Source organism: Streptomyces asoensis (assembly GCF_013085465.1).
Lineage (GTDB): Bacteria > Actinomycetota > Actinomycetes > Streptomycetales > Streptomycetaceae > Streptomyces > Streptomyces cacaoi_A.
Window position 1 is genome coordinate 8,787,210 of the sequence record NZ_CP049838.1, and the last position, 18,459, is coordinate 8,805,668.

Here is an 18,459-nt window from a genome sequence, read left to right on the forward strand (position 1 = left end):
CCCCCGCCCCCCGTCCCCGTCGCGGGAGCGTGAGGTGAGCGGATGTCAGCCCTTGACGCCGGGGAACAGATGGAGGAACGGTTCCGCCGACGCGGTGATGCCCCGGCTGTAGGGCGCGTCGAAGTCCCAGATGAGGAAGAGCAGAAAGGCGATCAGCGCGGAGAACAGCCCCGCCAGCACCAGTTCGCGGGTGGTACGCCGGATCTGTAGCGCGAAGACCATGCCGATGGTGATGGCGGCCCCGGCCAGCAGCCCGAACCACACCACGCCCGGCATGGTCGCCCCGGTCGACTCGGCGCGGGCGTTGCGGGCCTGGTCCGCGGCGGCCATCTGGTCGAGGAGCGGCTGGTAGGCCTGCGCCTGGAAGTCGGACGTCGGCTCGTAGTCGGTGACGTCCACCCGGACCTGCCGGAGGAGTTCGTCGCCGCGCTTCGTCACCTCACCGTCGTCGGCCATCGACTTCCACTCGGTGGTGACGACGTGTCCGACATAGGCGTTGACATCCTCCCGAATACGGTCACGGGCGTCGGCCGGGTAGACGCGGACCCGCTCCGAGATCTCGTGCAGCGCCTGCGCCTCCGCCTGGACGTGGTCCTGGGCGACACTGCGCGCCTCCCAGACGCCGGCGATGGCCAGGCCCAGGACGATGGCGTACACCACGCCGATCCACATCGTCATGTACTCGATGACGTCCGGGGTCTCGGAGGGGTCCTCGTCCTCGGGCGCCCTGCGGTGCCGTAGGAGGGTGATGACGACCACCACCGCGCAGGCGGCGAGCATCGCGAGGGTGAGAACAAGCCATTCCGGCAAGAGATGCCTCCAGGGTCGGCGCTAACGCGGTCGCAGCGCGGCGACGGCGATCACCGCGGGCACGGTGATGAGCAGGACGTAGGTGACCGGCGACTGGCCGCGGCGGACGGGCCGCTGCTGCGGCGAGGAGTGGTACGCCGGGTAGCTCACCGGGGTCGCGGACGGGCGGGGCGTGGGCTTCGGCGGGGGGGTCGGCGTCGGCTCGGGGGCGGGAGCCGGTGGGGGCTCAGGTGTGGGGGCCGGCCGCGGGAGCGGCGCCGCGGGGCGGGGCGGCGTGGGCGCCGGTGGCGGTTTCGGGCGCGGCTTCGGCGCCGGAGGCCTGGGCTCGGGAGGCGGTGGCGGCGGGGGCGTCGGCTTCGGGGTGGGGGTCGGTGTGGCTGTGGGTGTCGGGCTCGGCGTCGGCTTGGGCGGGGGCTTCGGCTTCGGCGGTGTGGGGGTCGGGGTGGGCGTCGGCGTCGGTTCCGGGCACACCGGGGGAGTCGGCCATGAGTGACTCCCCGCGACCGCCACCGCCTCGGTGCCGTCCGGGCCGGTCGAGGCGTACGCGCACGCGTCGGCCGCGGCCACCCCGGCCGGGGCGGCCGCGAGGATCCAGGCCGCGGTCACCAGGGCCAGGGTCCTGGTGACGAGGGCGGATCGGGTCGGTTCGGGTCCATGCACGACGGAGATCATGCGGCGTCTCGTACCGGCCCACGCCCACGCCCGGTGGGGATTGCCCCGAACGGGGGAAGTTCACGTCCACAGGTTTGCCGGGCGGTGCGTCCGCGCATCCGGCGCACCGTGCGCCTGTGCGATGCGGAGGGACCGCCGGGGCCGGTGTCACAGGTCGCGGAAAGATTTTTGTGCCGTGTTTGAACACAACGACCGTCACCATGCGTACTCAGTGCCGTGCGGCGGCGCAGCAGGGCGCAGCAGCACCTTGTGACGATCGGGGAGTTGTTGACGATGAAGACCACCTGGCGGAGCGCCTCACTTGCGGCGAGTGCTGTGGCCGTGCTGGCGCTGACGACGGCGTGCGGTTCTGAGAGCGGCACGTCGTCGAGCCAGAACGTCGGGGCCACGGCTCCGGCCGGTGGCATCGCGGGCGTCGGCGTGGGCAGCGGCGTCGGCAGTGGGGTCGGCTCCAGTGCGAGCGCGAGTGCGACCGGAGGGGCCGCCGCGCAGGGCAGCGCGGGCGAACTGGCGGTCTCCGCGAACGGCGGACTCGGCAAGATCCTCACCGACGGCACCGGCAAGACTCTCTACCGCTTCGACGCGGACACCGCGGAACCCCCGAAGTCGAACTGTGACGGTGACTGCGCGACCGCCTGGCCGCCGGTCTCCGCCGATGACATCTCCGCCGGCGACGGCATCGACAAGTCGCTGCTCGGCGAGGTCACCCGCACCGACGGCACCAAGCAGCTGACCGTTGCCGGCTGGCCCGCCTACTACTACGCCAAGGACGCCAAGGCCGGTGACACCACCGGTCAGGGCGTGGGCAACAAGTGGTTCGCGCTCACCCCCGAAGGCAAGAAGGCCAAGTCCGGCTCGTCCGCCGAGTCCGGCACCGAGCTGGCCGGGCTGTCCGTCCGCAAGGACGCCAACCTCGGTGAGATCGTCGTCGACAAGAACGGCATGACGGTCTACCGCTTCCTGAAGGACAAGGCCTGGCCCGAGCCGGTTTCGAACTGCAACGGTGCCTGCCTCGAGAAGTGGCCGGCCGTCGCGCCCGTCGCGTTCAACGAGACCGAGGGCATCCAGGAGAAGGGCTACATGAACTTCACCCGGTCCGACGGCACCAAGCAGCAGACGATCAACTGCTCGCCGATCTACACCTTCTCCGGTGACAAGGCGCCCGGCGACATCAACGGCCAGGGCGTGGGCGGCACGTGGTACGCCGTCGCGCCGAACGGAAAGCTGGTCGGAGCGCCGGCGCAGTAGAGGTCACCTCCCCAGGGCTGATCCCGCAGCTGCCCCTTCGCGCACGACCGTTGGTCCGCCCCCTCCGCGCCGCACGGAGGGGGCGGACCGTTGTGCTTGTCCGTTCCACTGGTCCCTCGTGCTTGTCCGGCGGCCGCTTCCTGTGCGTAGACTTTCGCCGCCCCGCGGACCGCTCCGCAACCCTCCGGAACTCTCCGGAACGACCCGGGCACCTCAAGCAGCCCCTCGGGGGGCGTCGATTCGGCACGTGCCGCAGGCAGTGACCGGGAACGGACGGTCAATTTCCGTTTCTACTCGCCCCTTTGGCGGGCGATCAGTAGCCTCAGCTCGAACACCGGATCGCCTACGCCTTGGAGAGATAGATGGAGCGACCCGCCTGGGCCCCTCGGAGCATCGACATCTCGGTGCCCAGCGTCTCGCGGATCTACGACCACTACCTGGGCGGCTCGCACAACTTCGAGGTCGACCGGGAAGCAGCCCGCAAGGCCATGGAGTTCCTGCCGGGACTTCCGAAGATCAGCCAGGCGAACCGGGCGTTCATGCGCCGGGCCGTGCGGTACGCGGTCGACGAGGGCGTCACCCAGTTCCTCGACATCGGCTCCGGCATCCCCACCTTCGGCAATGTGCACGAGGTCGCCCAGGCGGTGAGTCCCGGGGCGCGGGTGGTCTACGTCGACCACGACCCGGTGGCCGTCGCGCACAGCCAGGCGGTGCTGGCCGGCAACGCCGACGCCGATGTCGTGGCCGCCGATCTGCGCAAGCCGCAGGAGATCCTGGGCAGCCCGCAGGTGGCCCAACTGATCGACCTGGAGCGGCCGGTGGCGTTGCTGCTCGTCGCCGTACTGCATTTCGTGGAGGACGCGGACGACCCGTTCGCGGCGGTGGCCGAACTCACCGCCGCGCTCGCGCCCGGCAGTCTGCTCCTGCTCACCCATGCCTCGTACGAGGGAATCCCGCTGCCACCGGAGCGGGCCGGTGGCGCGGTGGACGTGTACAAGGACATCCGCAACCCGCTGATCATGCGCTCGCGTGACGAGATCGCGCGGTTCTTCGAGGGGTACGACATGGTGGAACCCGGACTGGTGCCGATGCCGCACTGGCGGCCGGACACGGCGCCGGAGGACGAGGACCCATGGGCCCTCTCCGGTTTCGCGGGCGTGGGGCGTACGGCGTGACCGCCGAGCCGGACGGGCCGGAGGACAGACTGCGGCGGTTCGCGACGATCTGGAGCCGGGCCGTGTTCCCGGTGACCTCGACGTCGCTGACCCGGCCCGAACTGGAGGAGCAATTCCTGCCGCTGGCCCGGCGGTTGCGTGAGGCGCTGCTCGAGCGAGCCTTCGACGCCGACACGGGCAAGGCGGTCGGCGCCGCCCTCGTCGACGCGCACTGCACCGACCCCGAGGCACTCAGCCGCTCCCTCGACTGCGTCGACGCCTATCTGGTGCTCTACTGCGGCGAGGACGGCCCCCAGGAGGATCTGCGGGCCCGCGCCTCCAGGCTCCAGCACGCCATGGCGGGCGGCTACGCCCAGGCGCTGCGCGAGCGCACGCTCGCCGAGCAGGAGGCCATCGCCCAGGCCGCGTTGCGGGCCCAGGGCGTGGTCGCCCAGGCGCTGCACGCGAGCGAGGCCCGCTTCCGCGCGGTCTTCGAGGGTGCCGCGATAGGAATCGGCATCGCCGACCTGGAAGGCAACGTCCTCCAGGTCAACGGGGCGCTGCTGCGCATGTTCGGCGGCTCGGAGCAGAGCCTGCGCGGCCGCAAGGTCCAGGACCTGACCCATCCCGAGGACGCGCCCCAGACCTGGAAGCTGTACGACGAGCTGGTCCGCGGCGAACGGGAGCACTATCACACGGAGAAGGCGTTCAGCCGCCCCGACGGAACGGTCCTGTGGACCAACCTGACGGTCTCCCTGCTGCGTGACGCGGACGGCGCCCCGCAGTACTCGCTGGCCCTGATGGAGGACACCACCGAGCGTCGGCTGCTCAACCTCCGGCTGCGCTACGAGGCCACCCACGACGCGCTCACCGGCCTGCCCAACCGCACCCTGTTCTTCGAACGCCTGGAGAAGGCGCTCGGCGCCGGCAAGGGGCAGCGCTTCGGGCTGTGCTACCTCGACCTGGACGGCTTCAAGACCATCAACGACAGTCTCGGGCACGCCGCCGGCGACCGGCTGCTCGTCGAGGTCGCCGACCGGCTCCAGTCCTGCGCGACCGCCCCCGGCGAGATGGTCGCGCGCCTCGGCGGCGACGAGTTCGTGGCGCTGACCACCGGCCCCGACACCCGCCGCGAGGTCGACGAACTGGCCGCGCGCATCATGAACGCCCTGATCGCGCCGGTGAGCATCGACGGCCGGGAGCTGACCGTGCGCGGCAGCATCGGCATCGTCGAGGGCCCGGCGGGGGAGCGCAGCGCGGCGGAGGTGCTGCGCAGCGCGGACATCACCATGTACCGGGCCAAGTCGGCGGGCGGCAATCGCTTCGAGCTCGCCGACCCGGAGGCCGACGCCCGCGCGATCACCCGCCACGGTCTGACCACCGCGCTCCCGGCGGCCCTCGACCGCGGCGAGTTCTTCATCGAGTACCAGCCGCTCGTCCACCTCGGCGACGGCAGTGTGCGCGGCGCGGAGGCCCTGGTGCGCTGGCTGCACCCGCAGCACGGGGTGCTCGGACCCGACCGGTTCATCCCGCTCGCCGAGCACACCGGGCTGATCGTGCCGCTGGGCCGCTGGGTCCTGGAGGAGTCGGTCCGCCAGGCCGGCGAGTGGCGGGAGCGGGGCGGCGACACGGACCCCCTCCGGATCAACGTCAATCTCTCCCCGTGCCAGCTCACCCATCCCGGTCTGGTGCAGGACACCGTAGACATCCTGGAACGCGCGGGTGTCGCACCGGAGGCCCTGTGCCTGGAGGTGACGGAGTCGGCGTTGATCGGCGCCGACGACGACCTGCTCAAGCCGCTGCGCCGGCTCGCCGAGATGGGCGTCGATATCGCCCTGGACGACTTCGGCACCGGCTACTCCAACCTGGCCAACCTGCGGCGCCTCCCGGTGAGCGTGCTCAAGCTGGACCGTTCCTTCACCCAGGGCATGCAGCAGTTCCCGGCGGACCCCGTCGACCTCAAGATCGTCGAGGGGATCGTCTCGCTGGCCCACAGCCTGAACCTCGCGGTCACGGTGGAGGGCGTGGAGACCGGAGCGCAGGCCGAGCAACTGCGGATACTGGGCTGCGACACGGCCCAGGGCTGGTACTACGCCCGCCCGGGCCCGCCGGACCGGCTCCACGAGTTGGCCCTGGTGGACGCGACGGGGTGATCGGACAACTCGGTTGCGGGGGCGCGGGGGTCACCCACGAAGATGGGTGGGTGACCCACGAGAACGACGACGAGAACGACGACGCGCACGACGGCGTGGCCGAGGCGATCGCCGGTGAGCTGGCCCTGATGGACCCCGCCGTGCGCGCCTCCCGAGCCCTCTTCGAGCGGCTGCTCGACCCCGAGTTCGTCGAGGTCGGCTCCTCGGGCCGCCGGTACACGTACGAGGACATGCTGGCCTGGCTGCCCGACCACCCGGGCAGCTCGCAGGGTGGCTCCCGCTACCGGCCGTCGGCGATCAAGGGCGTCTTCCTGGCGCCCGGCCTGGTCCACCTCACCTATGAGACGGACTTCGACGGCCGGCACGCCCGGCGCAGCTCACTCTGGCGCAAGCGGAGCGAGGAGACGGGCTGGCGGATGTACTACCACCAGGGGACACCGGTCCCGCCCGAGGCCGCGTAGCGTCAGCCCGCCCCGAGGCCGGGGGGATTCAGCCCGCCTGCCGTTCACGGGCGTCCTCGGCCACCGCCACGGCCGCCCGGACGAGCGCCGCCGTCGCCGTCGAGCGGGACTGCTGGGGCCACGCGACGGCCAGGACGGCAGGGGGCGCGTCCAGGACCGGGCGGTAGACGACGCCCGGCCGGGGATAGCGGTCGGCGACGGACGCGGGCAGCAGGGCGACGACCTCGCCCAGGCCCACCATCGTCAGGAGCTGGGCGAGGTCCTGGCCCCTGCCGCGTACCTCGTCGATGTAGCGGTGCGCCTCGTCCGGGCGCAGCCCCAGGTCGGCGAGGCACAACGTGGCCCGGGCGGCGAGCGGATGACGCACGGCGAGGGCGGCGACGCGCGGTTCGGCGGCCAGGTCCTCCGTGTCCAGGCCGGTGCGGTCGTAAGGCTCGTAGACCAGGGCCACATCGGCCTCGCCCCGGCACAGCAGCCGGGACTGCTCGTGCCAGGCGCACAGCCGGACGGCGACCGGCACCGCCGCGGGGTCGGACGCGTACCGGGCGAGGATCGCCTCCAGCAGCCCGGCGTCCCCGTCGGCCTTCACCGCCAGCGCCAGCTTCGGCTCGGGGGCGGCGGCCCGCCGGGCCCGTCGGCCCGCGGCCTCCAGCGCGGCGAGCGCGAACCGGGCCTCCACCAGCAGGACTTCGCCCGCCGGGGTCAGCGCCACGCTGTGCGTGGTCCGCTCGAACAGAACGGCCCCCAGCTCCGTCTCCAACTGGCGGATCGCCCGCGACAGCGGCGGCGACGAGATGCCCAGCCGCTCGGCGGCGCGGGCGAAGTTGAGCTCCTCGGCGACGGCGACGAAGTAGCGCAGCGGGCGGGACTCCACGGGCGGCCCTCCGATCGGTATTGCCCTGAGGGTAACAACCGCGAGCCGATCGATCCTTCAGTTCCGACGCGCGGGGCAGCAGGCTCGACGCATACCGACCACCGCCATTTCAGGAGCAGTTCATGATCGTCATCACCACTCCGACCGGACAGATCGGCCGCGAGGTCCTGGCCCGTCTGCTCGACGCCGGCCACGGCGCGACACCGGTCCGGGTGATCGTCCGCGACCCCGCCCGGCTCTCCCCGCAGACCCGCGAACGCGTCGAGGTCGTCCAGGGGTCCCACGCCGACCCGGCCGTCCTGAAGGAGGCGTGCGAGGGCGCCGACCGGGTCTTCTGGCTGGTGCCTCCGACGCCCGGGGCGGACAGCGTCGAGGGCCACTTCCGTGCCTTCACCGATCCGCTGTGCGAGGTGATCGGGGGCCAGGGCGTCGAACGGGTCGTGGCCGTCTCGACCCTGGGCCGGGGCATCGCCGAGAACGCCGGGCCGATCTCGGCGTCGCTGGCCATGGACGAGGCGATCGCCGCCACGGGCGTGCACTACCGGGCGCTGTGTCCGCCGTTGCTGATGGAGAACCTGCTCCGCCAGACGGCCTCGATCCGCGCCGAGGGTGTGTGGTCGGAGGCGCTCGCGCAGGATCGCGTGGTGCGCACCTGCGCCGTCCGGGACGTCGCCGCCGAGGCGGCCCGGCTGCTCCTGGACGACTCCTGGACCGGATACGCGGACGTTCCGCTGGTGGGTCCCGACGACCTGACCCCCGAGGGCATGGCCCGGGTCGTCTCCGAGGTGCTGGACCGGCCCGTGCGGGTACGGCAGATCACCGTCGCCGAGCAGAAGGCGAGGCTGACGGGCTTCGGCGCCACGGAGGCCTGGGCGCAGGGCGTGGCCGACATGATGGACGCCCAGAACACCCAGGGCTTCTACGGCGCCGCACAGCCCACCACCCCCGACACCGCGCCCACGAGCTTCCGCCGGTGGTGCGAGGAGGTGCTGAAGCCGGCCGTACACGGCTGACACCGCCCGGCAGTCGCTGCCTCGCCGCCTCGCAGGTGCGGGGCCGGCCGTGGGTGCCGCTCAGCGTTCCAGCAGCATCCGCTGGAGTTCGCGGGCCGCCCGGGGCGGGGCCACATCGCTGCGGTGTGCGAGGGCGATCGCGCGGTGCAGGCCGGGCCGGGCGAGGGGGGTGACCCGCAGTCCCCGGCCGGACCGGGCGGCCACCATCCGGGGGACGACGGCCACCCCCAGCCCGGCCCGCACGAACCCGAGCACCGCGTCCATCTCCCCGCCCTCCACCGCGAAGTCCGGCTCGAACCCCTCCGCCCGGCACGCGGCCACGGTCAGTTCCCGCAGGTCGTAGCCGTGCCGGAACATCACCAGGCGCTCGCCCTCCAGGTCGGCGATCCGCACGGTCCGCCGCCCGTTCCCCGGCCGGGAGGCCTCCGGGGAGGACACCACCACCAGGTCCTCACGGAGCAGCTCCACCGTCGTCAGGGCCGGGGACGGAGTCGGCAGGGGCAGTACGACCAGGGCGAGGTCGAGGGCGCCGCGGGCCAGCTCCCGGACGAGGTCGTGCGAGCCGCCCTCCTCGATCAGCAGCCGGATGCCCGGATAGCGGTCGTGGAAGGCGCGCAGCACGTCCGGCAGCAGACCCGTGCACAGACTCGGCGTCGCCCCGAGCCGCACCCGCCCGCTGCGCAGCTGCACCAGCTCCTGCACCTCGTACCGCGCGGTCTCCGTGTCCGCGAGGATGCGCCGCGCCAGCGGCAGCAGCGCCTCGCCGGCGTCGGTGAGCGTGATGTTGCCGCGCGCCCGCAGGAACAGATCCGCCCCCAACTCCCGCTCGAGCGACTTGATCTGCTGCGACAGCGAAGGCTGCGCGACATGCACGAGCTCGGCGGCCCGGGTGAAGTGCCGCGTCTCGGCGACCGCCACGAAGTACTGGAGCTGCTGGAACTGCATGCCCCCAGCCTACGTCGGCGATAGCCAGAGGCTATGGAATCGAGGCGGACCATGTCTTGGACCGATGAGGTGGTCCGGCCCTAGCGTCTTGACCCATGGCTCTGGCAACGCGGACGGACCGACGGCCGTCCATGGCGCGCACCGTGTGGGACTCCTCCGTCGGCAAGAAGACGGTGATGGCGGTCAGCGGCATGATCATGCTGCTGTACCTGGTCGTCCACGTCATCGGCAATCTGAAGATCTTCTTCGGCGCGGAGGAGTTCAACCACTACGCCCACTGGCTGCGCACCGTCGGCGAACCGTTCATGCACTACGAGTGGACACTCTGGCTCGTGCGTGTCGTGCTGGTCGTCGCGGTGGTCGCCCACGCCGTCTCCGCGTACCAGCTCAGCCGCCGCGACATCAAGGCGCGGCCCAGCAAGTACGTGCACAAGAAGCCGCGGGCGAGCTACGCCACCCGCACCATGCGCTGGGGCGGCATCATCCTGGCCCTGTTCATCGTGTGGCACATCCTCGACCTGACCACCGGCACCGTGCACAGCGGCGGCTTCCAGGAGGGCCACCCGTACCAGAACGTCGTGGACACCTTCTCCACCTGGTACGGCAACGTCATCTACATCGTGGCGATGCTCGCCGTCGGCCTGCACGTCCGGCACGGCTTCTGGAGCGCCGCCCAGACCCTCGGCGTCGGCAGCCGCACCCGCGACCGCGCCCTCAAGACCGTCGCCGATGTCCTCGCGCTGCTGCTCACGGCCGGCTTCCTCGCCGTACCCGTGGGCGTCATGACCGGAGTGGTGAGCTGAACATGACTGCCTTCTCCGCCTATGCGGACTACCGGACCGGTGAGCCGGTCGTCGACACCAAGGCCCCTTCCGGCCCCGTCGCCGAGCGCTGGGACAAGCGCCGCTTCGAGGCCAAGCTGGTCAACCCGGCCAACCGGCGCAAGCACACGGTCATCGTCGTGGGCACCGGCCTCGCGGGTGGCTCGGCGGGCGCCACCCTCGCCGAACAGGGCTACCACGTCGTCCAGTTCTGCTACCAGGACTCCCCGCGCCGCGCCCACTCCATCGCCGCGCAGGGCGGCATCAACGCGGCGAAGAACTACCGCAACGACGGCGACTCCATCCACCGCCTCTTCTACGACACCGTCAAGGGCGGCGACTTCCGGGCCCGGGAGTCCAACGTGCACCGGCTCGCGCAGATCTCGGTCGAGATCATCGACCAGTGCGTGGCCCAGGGCGTGCCCTTCGCGCGGGAGTACGGCGGGCTGCTCGACACGCGTTCGTTCGGCGGCGTGCAGGTCTCGCGGACCTTCTACGCCCGCGGCCAGACGGGCCAGCAGCTCCTGCTGGGCGCGTACCAGGCGCTGTCCCGGCAGATCGCGGCGGGCAACATCGAGATGCACCCGCGCACCGAGATGCTGGACCTGATCGTCGTGGACGGCAGGGCCCGCGGGATCGTGGCGCGCGACCTGATCACCGGCAGGATCGACACCTACTTCGCGGACGCCGTCGTTCTGGCGAGCGGCGGTTACGGAAACGTCTTCTACCTGTCGACCAACGCCATGAACTCCAACGCCACCGCGATCTGGCGGGCGCACCGGCGTGGCGCGTACTTCGCCAACCCCTGTTTCACGCAGATCCACCCGACCTGCATCCCGCGCACCGGCGACCACCAGTCGAAGCTGACGCTGATGAGCGAGTCACTGCGCAACGACGGCCGGATCTGGGTGCCGAAGGCCAAGGGCGACGACCGTCCGCCGAACCGGATTCCCGAGGAGGAGCGCGACTACTACCTGGAGCGCATCTACCCCTCCTTCGGCAACCTGGTCCCGCGGGACATCGCCTCCCGCGCCGCCAAGAACGTCTGCGACGAGGGCAGGGGGGTCGGCCCCGGCGGACAGGGTGTGTACCTCGACTTCGCCGACGCCATCGCGCGGATGGGCCGCAAGGCCGTCGAGGCCAAGTACGGCAACCTCTTCGACATGTACCAGCGGATCACCGACGAGGATCCGTACCAGGTCCCGATGCGGATCTACCCGGCGGTGCACTACACGATGGGCGGCCTGTGGGTCGACTACGACCTCCAGACCACCGTCCCCGGCCTGTTCGCGATCGGCGAGGCCAACTTCTCCGACCACGGCGCCAACCGCCTCGGCGCCTCCGCGCTGATGCAGGGGCTGGCCGACGGCTACTTCGTGCTGCCGGCCACCATCAACGACTATCTCGCCCGCAACCCGCACCAGGGCGAGGTGACCCTCGAACACCCCGTCGTCCAGGAGGTGTTGGCGGAGACCCAGGACCGCCTCAACCTGCTGCTCTCGGTCGACGGCGACCGCACCCCGGACTCCTTCCACCGCGAGGTCGGCGAACTCATGTGGGAGTTCTGCGGCATGGCCCGCACCGACGCCGGTCTGCGCAAGGCCCTCGAGCGCATCCCGCAGATCCGTGAGGAGTTCTGGCGGCGCATCAAGGTGCCCGGCACCGGCGAGGAGTTCAACCAGTCCCTGGAGAAGGCCAACCGCGTCGTCGACTACCTGGAGCTCGCCGAGCTGATGTGTCTCGACGCGCTGCACCGCGCCGAGTCCTGCGGCGGCCACTTCCGCGAGGAGTCGCAGACTCCGGACGGTGAGGCGGCCCGGCGCGACGACGCGTTCGCCTACGCGGCCGCCTGGGAGTTCACCGGGACGGGCGAGGCCCCGGCCCTGCACCGGGAAGACCTGGTCTTCGAGTACGTCCACCCCACCCAGCGGAGCTACGCATGAGGCTCAACCTGCGCGTCTGGCGGCAGAAGAACGCGGACGCCGACGGCGCCATGTCCACGTACGAGGTGGACGGCATCTCACCCGACATGTCCTTCCTGGAGATGCTCGACACCCTCAACGAAGAGCTCATCCTGCGCGGCGACGACCCGGTCGCCTTCGACCACGACTGCCGCGAGGGCATCTGCGGCGCGTGCTCGCTCGTCATCAACGGCGACGCGCACGGGCCGGAGCGGACCACCACCTGCCAGCTGCACATGCGGTCCTTCCGGGACGGCGACACGATCGACGTCGAGCCGTGGCGGGCCGCCGCCTTCCCGGTGGTCAAGGACCTGGTGGTCGACCGGAGCGCCTTCGACCGGATCATCCAGGCCGGCGGGTACGTCACCGCCCCGACCGGCGCGGCTCCCGAGGCCCACGCGACGCCCGTGCCCAAGCCCGACGCCGACTTCGCCTTCGAGCACGCCGAGTGCATCGGCTGCGGGGCGTGCGTGGCCGCCTGTCCGAACGGCGCGGCGATGCTGTTCACCTCCGCCAAGGTCAACCACCTGAACGTGCTGCCGCAGGGCGCGCCCGAGCGGGAGACCCGGGTGCTGGACATGGTGGCGCAGATGGACGAGGAGGGGTTCGGCGGGTGCACGCTGGCGGGCGAGTGCGCGACCGCCTGCCCGAAGGGCATCCCGCTGATGTCCATCACCGGTATGAACAAGGAGTGGTTGCGGGCCACTCGGAAGGTCTCGAAGCGGTAGGAGACGTTCGCCGGCAAGGTGCGGACGGGCGGGGCCGGGAGTGGTGCTCATCCCCGGCCCCGCCAGGCATCCGCGGCGCGGCGCGGGCGGTGACTTCCGGGATTCAGCAGCCGCACATTTACGGGCCCCGTGCCGGTCACGCCGAGGCCAGCCGGGCGCGGAAGAAAGCAGGTGCGGATTCCCCGTGCACCGTCCCCATGCTTCTTCCGCTCGGCGCAGGAGACCTCCATGACCGCCATGCCCGTCGCACCCCCCGCTCTCGCCGTCCCGCCCGGCGGTTCCGGCTATCTCGTCTCGCTCGCCCGTGACCAGGACGACGTCCGGGCCGCGCAGCGGCTGCGCCACCAGGTGTTCGCCGGGGAGCTGGGCGCCCGGCTCGACGGTCCGGAACCGGGCCTGGACACGGACGCCTTCGACGCGTACTGCGATCACCTGCTCATCCGGGACAACGCCACCGGCGAAGTGGTCGGCACCTACCGGCTGCTGCCGCCCGAGCGGGCCGCGGTCGCCGGACGGCTCTACTCCGAGGGCGAGTTCGACCTCGGCCCGCTCGACGCGATCCGCCCCGGCCTGGTCGAGGTCGGCCGCTCGTGCGTGCACCCCGATCACCGCGACGGCGCCGTCATCGGGCTCATCTGGGCCGGGATAGCCCGCTACATGGTGGACCGCGGCCACGAGTGGCTGGCCGGCTGCTGCTCGGTCCCGCTGGCCGACGGCGGCACCCTGGCGACGGCGACCTGGGACCGGGTGCGCGAGAAGCACCTCGCCCCGCCGGAGTACCGGGTACGGCCGCTGCGGCCCTGGACCCCGAACGGCACCGGCCCGGCCGCCCGCACCGAACTCCCGGCCCTGCTGCGCGGCTATCTCCGCCTCGGCGCCTGGGTGTGCGGGGAGCCCGCCCACGACCCCGACTTCGGCGTCGCCGACCTGTATGTGCTGCTGCCGATGAGCCGGGTCAACCCGCGCTACCTGCGGCACTTCCTCTCCCTCGTCCCGGCCTGATGAGCGTCTGGCTGCCCGGCGCGCCCTGCACCCCGCGGGCGTGCGTGGAGGCGACGGCGACCCTCACGGCCGTACCGCGGGCCGTGCTGCGGCTCACGGCGGTGGTCGTGCTGGTCCTGGTCGGGGTGGTGCTGGCGCCGGTCGGCGGGCGGTTCCCGTCCCGGGTGGTGCGGTGGTGGAGCCGGACCGTGGTGCGGGCGGCGGGGGTGCGGGTCCGGGTGACCGGCGTGACCGCGCCCACCGGCACCGGACTGCTGCTGGTCGCGAACCACATCTCCTGGCTGGACATCCCGCTGCTGGCCGCCGTCCGCCCGTCCCGGATGCTCGCCAAGGACGAGATCCGCAGGTGGCCGGTGGCGGGCACACTGGTCGCACGCGGCGGTGTCCTGTTCATCGACCGCGACCGGCTGCGAGCGCTGCCCGCCACGGTCGCCACGATCGCCGACGCGCTGCGCGCCGGGCGGGCGGTGGCGGTGTTCCCGGAGGGGAGCACCTGGTGCGGCCGCGCCCAGGGGCACTTCCGGCGGGCGGTCTTCCAGGCCGCCCTGGACGCCCGGGTGCCGGTGCAGCCCGTACGCATCCGCTACCGGGACCGTGCGGGATCGGCCAGCACCGTGGCCGCGTTCGTCGGCGACGACCCGCTGCTCGCCTCGCTGTGGCGGGTGGTGTCGGCGCGGGGCCTGGTGGCGGAGGTCGAGGTGCTGCCCGCGCTCGCGCCGGGCAGCCACCCCGACCGCAGGACGCTGGCCGCGGCCGCCGGCGCCCAGGTGCTGGGCGGCCCGCCCGAGCGGCAGGTCATTGCCCGGCCCGGCCGTCCCGGAGCCCTGCCCGGCCCGGCGTGCCACCGCCCCGACCCCCGCGAACCGCGCCCGTCGCACCGCCGCCTCCGCGGTCCCCGCGAGGTGCTCCGGGGAGCCGAGGAGCGCGCCGGAGTTCCGGTCCGGCAACCGGTCCGGCTCCCGGGGTGGGTACGTGCCGTGGGGGCGGGGCCTGCGGTCGACGGCGAAGGGCGGGTCGCCGAGTTCGCCGACCGGGGCCGGCGGGGCCGGCCGTCGGACGAATTCCGTTCAAGTCAGGGGTCGTCGGCCGACCTTGATGGGATCATGACGCATCCCGACCTCTGAGGGGAGCGCGCGTGAGCGGAAGCCCGGCCGGCCGGACGGTACTCGTGACGGGGGGCAGCGGCTTCGTGGCCGCCCATCTCGTACAGCAGCTCCTGGAGCGCGGCTACCACGTGCACACCACCGTGCGCGCCACGGCGGACGCGGCCAAGCGCCGGCCGCTGCGCGCCCTGGGGGACGCCCATCCCGGCCGCCTCGACCTCTTCGAGGCGGACCTGCTGACGGAGGGCTCCTTCGACGAGGCCATGAAGGGCTGCGCGGTGGTCTTCCACGTGGCCTCGCCCTTCCTGATGCCGGAGAAGATCAAGGACGGCCGGCGGGACGTGGTGGAACCGGCCCTGACGGGCACGCGCAACGTCGTGGCCTCGATCGAGCGCACCGAGACCGTCGAGCGCCTCGTCCTCACGTCCACGGTGGGGGCGATCTTCGGCGACTACGCCGACGTACGGGAGATGGACGACCGGACCCTGTCGGAGAAGTACTTCAACACCACCAGCACCGTGGAGAACAACCCGTACCACTACGCCAAGACGGTGGCCGAGCGGGCCGCCTGGGAGGCGGAGGCCGCCCAGAGCCGCTGGCGCATGGTCTCCGTCAACCCCGGCCTGATCCTGGGCCCCTCCCTCACCCCCGGCTCGGACTCGGGCAGCCTGTTCCTCCTGGACGAGCTCTTCAAGGGCTACTTCTTCTACGGCGCCCCGGACTTCAGCTTCACCACGGCCGACGTACGCGATGTCGCGGCGGCCCACATAGCGGCGGCGGAACGCCCCGAGGCGCACGGCCGCTACATCGTCGCGGCGCAGGAGATGACCTCCTTCCACCAGATGTCGAGAGCCCTGCTGAAGCACCACCCGGGAAACCGGCGCCTGCCCCGGACCGCTCTCCCGCACTGGCCGGTGCGGATCCTCGGCCCCGCCTTCGGCCTCTCCCAGGAGTACATCCGCAACCACCTCGGCATCCGCTTCCGCGTCGACAACCGCAGAAGCACCGAGGAACTGGGCCTCACCTATCGTCCGATCGAGGAGACCCTGGTGGACCACCACCGCGCCTGGCGGGAGCAGCGGAGCTAGCGGCGCGTGCCCAGCTCCCGGCGCAGGTAGGGCGCCGTCGTGCTCTTCTCGACCCCCGCCACCTCCTCCGGCGTTCCCTTCGCCACGATCCGTCCGCCCGCGTCGCCGCCGCCGGGCCCGAGGTCGATCACCCGGTCGGCGCCCGCCACCACGGACATGTCGTGCTCGACGACGATCACGGTGTGCCCGGCGTCGACCAGGCCGTGCAGCTGCCGCATGAGGACCTCGACGTCGGCCGGGTGCAGGCCGGCCGTCGGTTCGTCGAGGAGGTAAAGCGTGTGGCCGCGGCGGCCGCGCTGCAACTCGGCGGCCAGTTTGATGCGTTGGGCCTCGCCGCCGGAGAGTTCCGTCGCCGGCTGGCCGAGTCGCAGATAGCCGAGGCCGACGTCGAGGAGGGTGGCCAGACTGCGCGAGACGGCCGGGACGTCGGCGAAGAAGTCCGCCGCCGACTCCACCGTCAGGTCCAGCACCTGCGCGATGTTCCGGTCCCGGTAGGTCACTTCGAGTGTTCCGGCGTTGTAGCGGGCCCCGCCGCAGTCCGGACAGGGCGCGTACGTGCTGGGCAGGAAGAGGAGTTCGACGCTCACGAAACCCTCGCCCTGACAGGTCTCGCAGCGTCCTCCGGCCACGTTGAAGGAGAACCGGCCGACGCCGTACTTCCTGGCCCGTGCCGCGTCCGTCGCCGCGAAGACCTTGCGGACCACGTCGAACAGGCCCGTGTATGTCGCCAGGTTCGAGCGCGGGGTGCGGCCGATCGGCTTCTGGTCGACCGCGACCAGCCGGTCCACGCCGGGCAGGTCCTCCGTGATCGCCCCGACGAGCGTCGACTTCCCCGAGCCCGAGACGCCGGTCACCGCCGTGAACACACCCAGTCCGAACTCCGCGGTCACCCCGCGCAGGTTGTGCCGGGTCACCGGACCGACCGTCAACCGGCCCCGGGCGGAGCGGACTTCACGTACGGGCGCCGGAGAACGGCCGAACAGGAAGCGTGCCGTCGCCGACTCCGCGACCGACGCCAGGTCCGCCACCGGGCCGCTGTGCAGCACCCGTCCGCCGTGCTCGCCCGCCCGGGGGCCCACGTCCACCAGCCAGTCGGCGGCGCGCATCACGTCCAGCCGGTGTTCCACCACGAACACCGAGTTTCCCGCCGCCTTCAGCCGTTCCAGCACCGTGAGCAGGGCCTCCGTGTCCGCCGGGTGCAGTCCCGCCGACGGCTCGTCGAGCACGTACACCACGCCGAACAGCCCGGACCGCAGCTGGGTCGCGATCCGCAGCCGCTGGAGCTCGCCCGCCGACAGGGTGGGGGTGGCGCGGTCCAGACCGAGATAGCCGAGTCCGAGTTCGAGGACGGGAGCGATGCGGGTCCTGAGGTCGTCGGTGAGGACGCGGGCCGTCTCGGACGTCCCCTCGAGGAGCTGGGCCAGTTCCGCCAGCGGCAGCGCGGCCAGTTCCGCGATCGTCCGGCCCGCGAAGGTCACCGCGAGGGACTCCGGCCGCAGTCGGCCGCCACCGCACGCCGGGCAGGGGGCGGCCGTCAGGAAGCGTTCCGCCCTGGCCCGCAGGGTCTGGCTCCTGGAGTCCGCGAAGGTCTTCATCACATAGCGGTGGGCGCTCATGTAGGTGCCCTGGTAAGGGCGTTGGATGCGGTCCGCGTCCCGCACCGGATGGACCGTCACCACCGGCTGCTCGTCCGTGAACAGGATCCACGCCCGCTGCTCGGCGGGCAGTTCGCGCCACGGGACGTCGACGTCGTGGCCGAGCGTGTCGAGGATGTCCCGCAGGTTCTTGCCCTGCCAGGCGCCCGGCCAGGCGGCGATCGCGCCCTCGCGGATGGACAGTGCCGGGTCCGGTACCAGCGACTCCTCGGTGGCCCGGTGGACCTCGCCCAGGCCGTGGCACTCGGGGCAGGCCCCGGCCGCCGTGTTGGGGGAGAAGGCGTCCGAGTCGAGGCGCTCCGCGCCCGGCGGATAGTCGCCCGCCCGGGAGAAGAGCATCCGCAGCGAGTTCGACAGGTTGGTGACCGTGCCCACCGACGAGCGCGAGGTGGGCGCCGAGCGGCGCTGCTGGAGCGAGACCGCCGGGGGCAGCCCGGTGATCTCACCGACCTTCGGTGCGCCGACCTGGTGGATCAGCCGGCGCGCGTACGGCGCGACCGACTCGAAGTAGCGGCGCTGGGCCTCCGCATAGATCGTCCCGAACGCCAGCGACGACTTCCCGGAGCCGGACACCCCCGTGAACACGGCCACCACGTCACGCGGGACGTCGACGTCCACGCCCCGGAGATTGTGCTCGCGGGCTCCCCGGACCCGGACGTACCCGTCCTTCGTGGACGGCTCGTCGCCGTGCGGGGCGGGTGGGCTCGGCATGGGAGAACTCCGTACGGGTCTTCGGCTGTGCGGCCGGCGCGGGGCGGGACAAACCCCGCA

17 protein-coding genes are annotated in these 18,459 nt (G+C 72.1%); 11 read left to right on the forward strand and 6 right to left on the reverse strand.

Annotation, left to right across the window (positions count from 1 at the left end):
- Positions 1-45: 45 nt before the first annotated feature.
- From G9272_RS39070 to G9272_RS44825, 3 genes are all read right to left on the reverse strand, one after another.
- Positions 46-810, reverse strand: a complete 765-nt coding sequence (locus G9272_RS39070; RefSeq protein WP_171400943.1) for a DUF4239 domain-containing protein — start codon at positions 808-810, stop codon at positions 46-48.
- A gap of 21 nt (positions 811-831) precedes the next feature.
- The gene (locus tag G9272_RS45990; protein WP_301272159.1) at positions 832-960 is read right to left on the reverse strand and encodes a hypothetical protein; all 129 of its coding nucleotides are present in this window, start codon (positions 958-960) and stop codon (positions 832-834) included.
- A gap of 76 nt (positions 961-1,036) precedes the next feature.
- Entirely contained in the window at positions 1,037-1,297 is a 261-nt protein-coding gene (locus tag G9272_RS44825) for a hypothetical protein (protein ID WP_216377855.1), read from the reverse strand.
- Positions 1,298-1,755: 458 nt separating this feature from the next.
- Between G9272_RS44825 and G9272_RS39080 the strand changes: the two genes are divergently transcribed.
- From G9272_RS39080 to G9272_RS39095, 4 genes are all read left to right on the forward strand, one after another.
- On the forward strand, positions 1,756-2,730 hold the full coding sequence (locus G9272_RS39080) for an SCO0930 family lipoprotein (RefSeq protein WP_171400945.1): 975 nt from the start codon (positions 1,756-1,758) through the stop codon (positions 2,728-2,730).
- Between the two features lie 362 nt (positions 2,731-3,092).
- Complete coding sequence (locus tag G9272_RS39085; protein WP_171400946.1) at positions 3,093-3,905, forward strand: SAM-dependent methyltransferase; 813 nt, start codon at positions 3,093-3,095, stop codon at positions 3,903-3,905.
- On the forward strand, positions 3,902-6,037 hold the full coding sequence (locus G9272_RS39090) for a putative bifunctional diguanylate cyclase/phosphodiesterase (RefSeq protein ID WP_171400947.1): 2,136 nt from the start codon (positions 3,902-3,904) through the stop codon (positions 6,035-6,037). The genes G9272_RS39085 and G9272_RS39090 overlap by 4 nt, the downstream gene beginning before the upstream one ends.
- 128 nt (positions 6,038-6,165) lie before the next feature.
- Positions 6,166-6,498 carry a DUF4440 domain-containing protein gene (locus G9272_RS39095; RefSeq protein WP_171402359.1) on the forward strand — a complete coding sequence of 111 codons (333 nt, stop codon included), beginning with the start codon at positions 6,166-6,168 and terminating at the stop codon, positions 6,496-6,498.
- A gap of 28 nt (positions 6,499-6,526) precedes the next feature.
- On the opposite strand, the gene G9272_RS39100 is transcribed toward G9272_RS39095, so the two are convergent.
- The gene (locus G9272_RS39100) at positions 6,527-7,372 is read right to left on the reverse strand and encodes a LysR family transcriptional regulator (protein ID WP_171400948.1); all 846 of its coding nucleotides are present in this window, start codon (positions 7,370-7,372) and stop codon (positions 6,527-6,529) included.
- Positions 7,373-7,494: 122 nt separating this feature from the next.
- Between G9272_RS39100 and G9272_RS39105 the strand changes: the two genes are divergently transcribed.
- On the forward strand, positions 7,495-8,385 hold the full coding sequence (locus tag G9272_RS39105; protein WP_171400949.1) for an NAD(P)H-binding protein: 891 nt from the start codon (positions 7,495-7,497) through the stop codon (positions 8,383-8,385).
- Between the two features lie 60 nt (positions 8,386-8,445).
- Here the strand turns inward: G9272_RS39105 and G9272_RS39110 are convergent, their stop codons facing one another.
- A complete protein-coding gene (locus G9272_RS39110) occupies positions 8,446-9,330 on the reverse strand; it encodes a LysR family transcriptional regulator (protein WP_020127543.1) in 885 nt (294 codons plus the stop codon).
- Positions 9,331-9,461: 131 nt separating this feature from the next.
- Here G9272_RS39110 and G9272_RS39115 point away from each other — a divergent pair, with 131 nt between their 5' ends.
- From G9272_RS39115 to G9272_RS39140, 6 genes are all read left to right on the forward strand, one after another.
- A complete protein-coding gene (locus G9272_RS39115) occupies positions 9,462-10,133 on the forward strand; it encodes a succinate dehydrogenase (RefSeq protein ID WP_171402360.1) in 672 nt (223 codons plus the stop codon).
- A gap of 2 nt (positions 10,134-10,135) precedes the next feature.
- Complete coding sequence (locus tag G9272_RS39120; protein ID WP_171400950.1) at positions 10,136-12,094, forward strand: fumarate reductase/succinate dehydrogenase flavoprotein subunit; 1,959 nt, start codon at positions 10,136-10,138, stop codon at positions 12,092-12,094.
- On the forward strand, positions 12,091-12,840 hold the full coding sequence (locus G9272_RS39125; RefSeq protein ID WP_020127546.1) for a succinate dehydrogenase/fumarate reductase iron-sulfur subunit: 750 nt from the start codon (positions 12,091-12,093) through the stop codon (positions 12,838-12,840). Before G9272_RS39120 ends, G9272_RS39125 begins: the two co-directional genes overlap by 4 nt.
- A gap of 237 nt (positions 12,841-13,077) precedes the next feature.
- Positions 13,078-13,842: a GNAT family N-acetyltransferase gene (locus G9272_RS39130; protein WP_171402361.1), complete on the forward strand. Its 765-nt coding sequence runs from the start codon at positions 13,078-13,080 to the stop codon at positions 13,840-13,842.
- Positions 13,842-14,966 carry a lysophospholipid acyltransferase family protein gene (locus tag G9272_RS39135; RefSeq protein WP_216377856.1) on the forward strand — a complete coding sequence of 375 codons (1,125 nt, stop codon included), beginning with the start codon at positions 13,842-13,844 and terminating at the stop codon, positions 14,964-14,966. Before G9272_RS39130 ends, G9272_RS39135 begins: the two co-directional genes overlap by 1 nt.
- Positions 14,967-14,977: 11 nt before the next feature.
- Positions 14,978-16,033, forward strand: coding sequence for an NAD-dependent epimerase/dehydratase family protein (locus G9272_RS39140; protein ID WP_171400951.1), 1,056 nt, complete (start codon positions 14,978-14,980; stop codon positions 16,031-16,033).
- Here G9272_RS39140 and G9272_RS39145 read toward each other — a convergent pair.
- A complete protein-coding gene (locus tag G9272_RS39145) occupies positions 16,030-18,399 on the reverse strand; it encodes an ATP-binding cassette domain-containing protein (RefSeq protein WP_171400952.1) in 2,370 nt (789 codons plus the stop codon). The two genes, G9272_RS39140 and G9272_RS39145, sit on opposite strands and share 4 nt — an antisense overlap.
- Positions 18,400-18,459 lie beyond the last annotated feature (60 nt).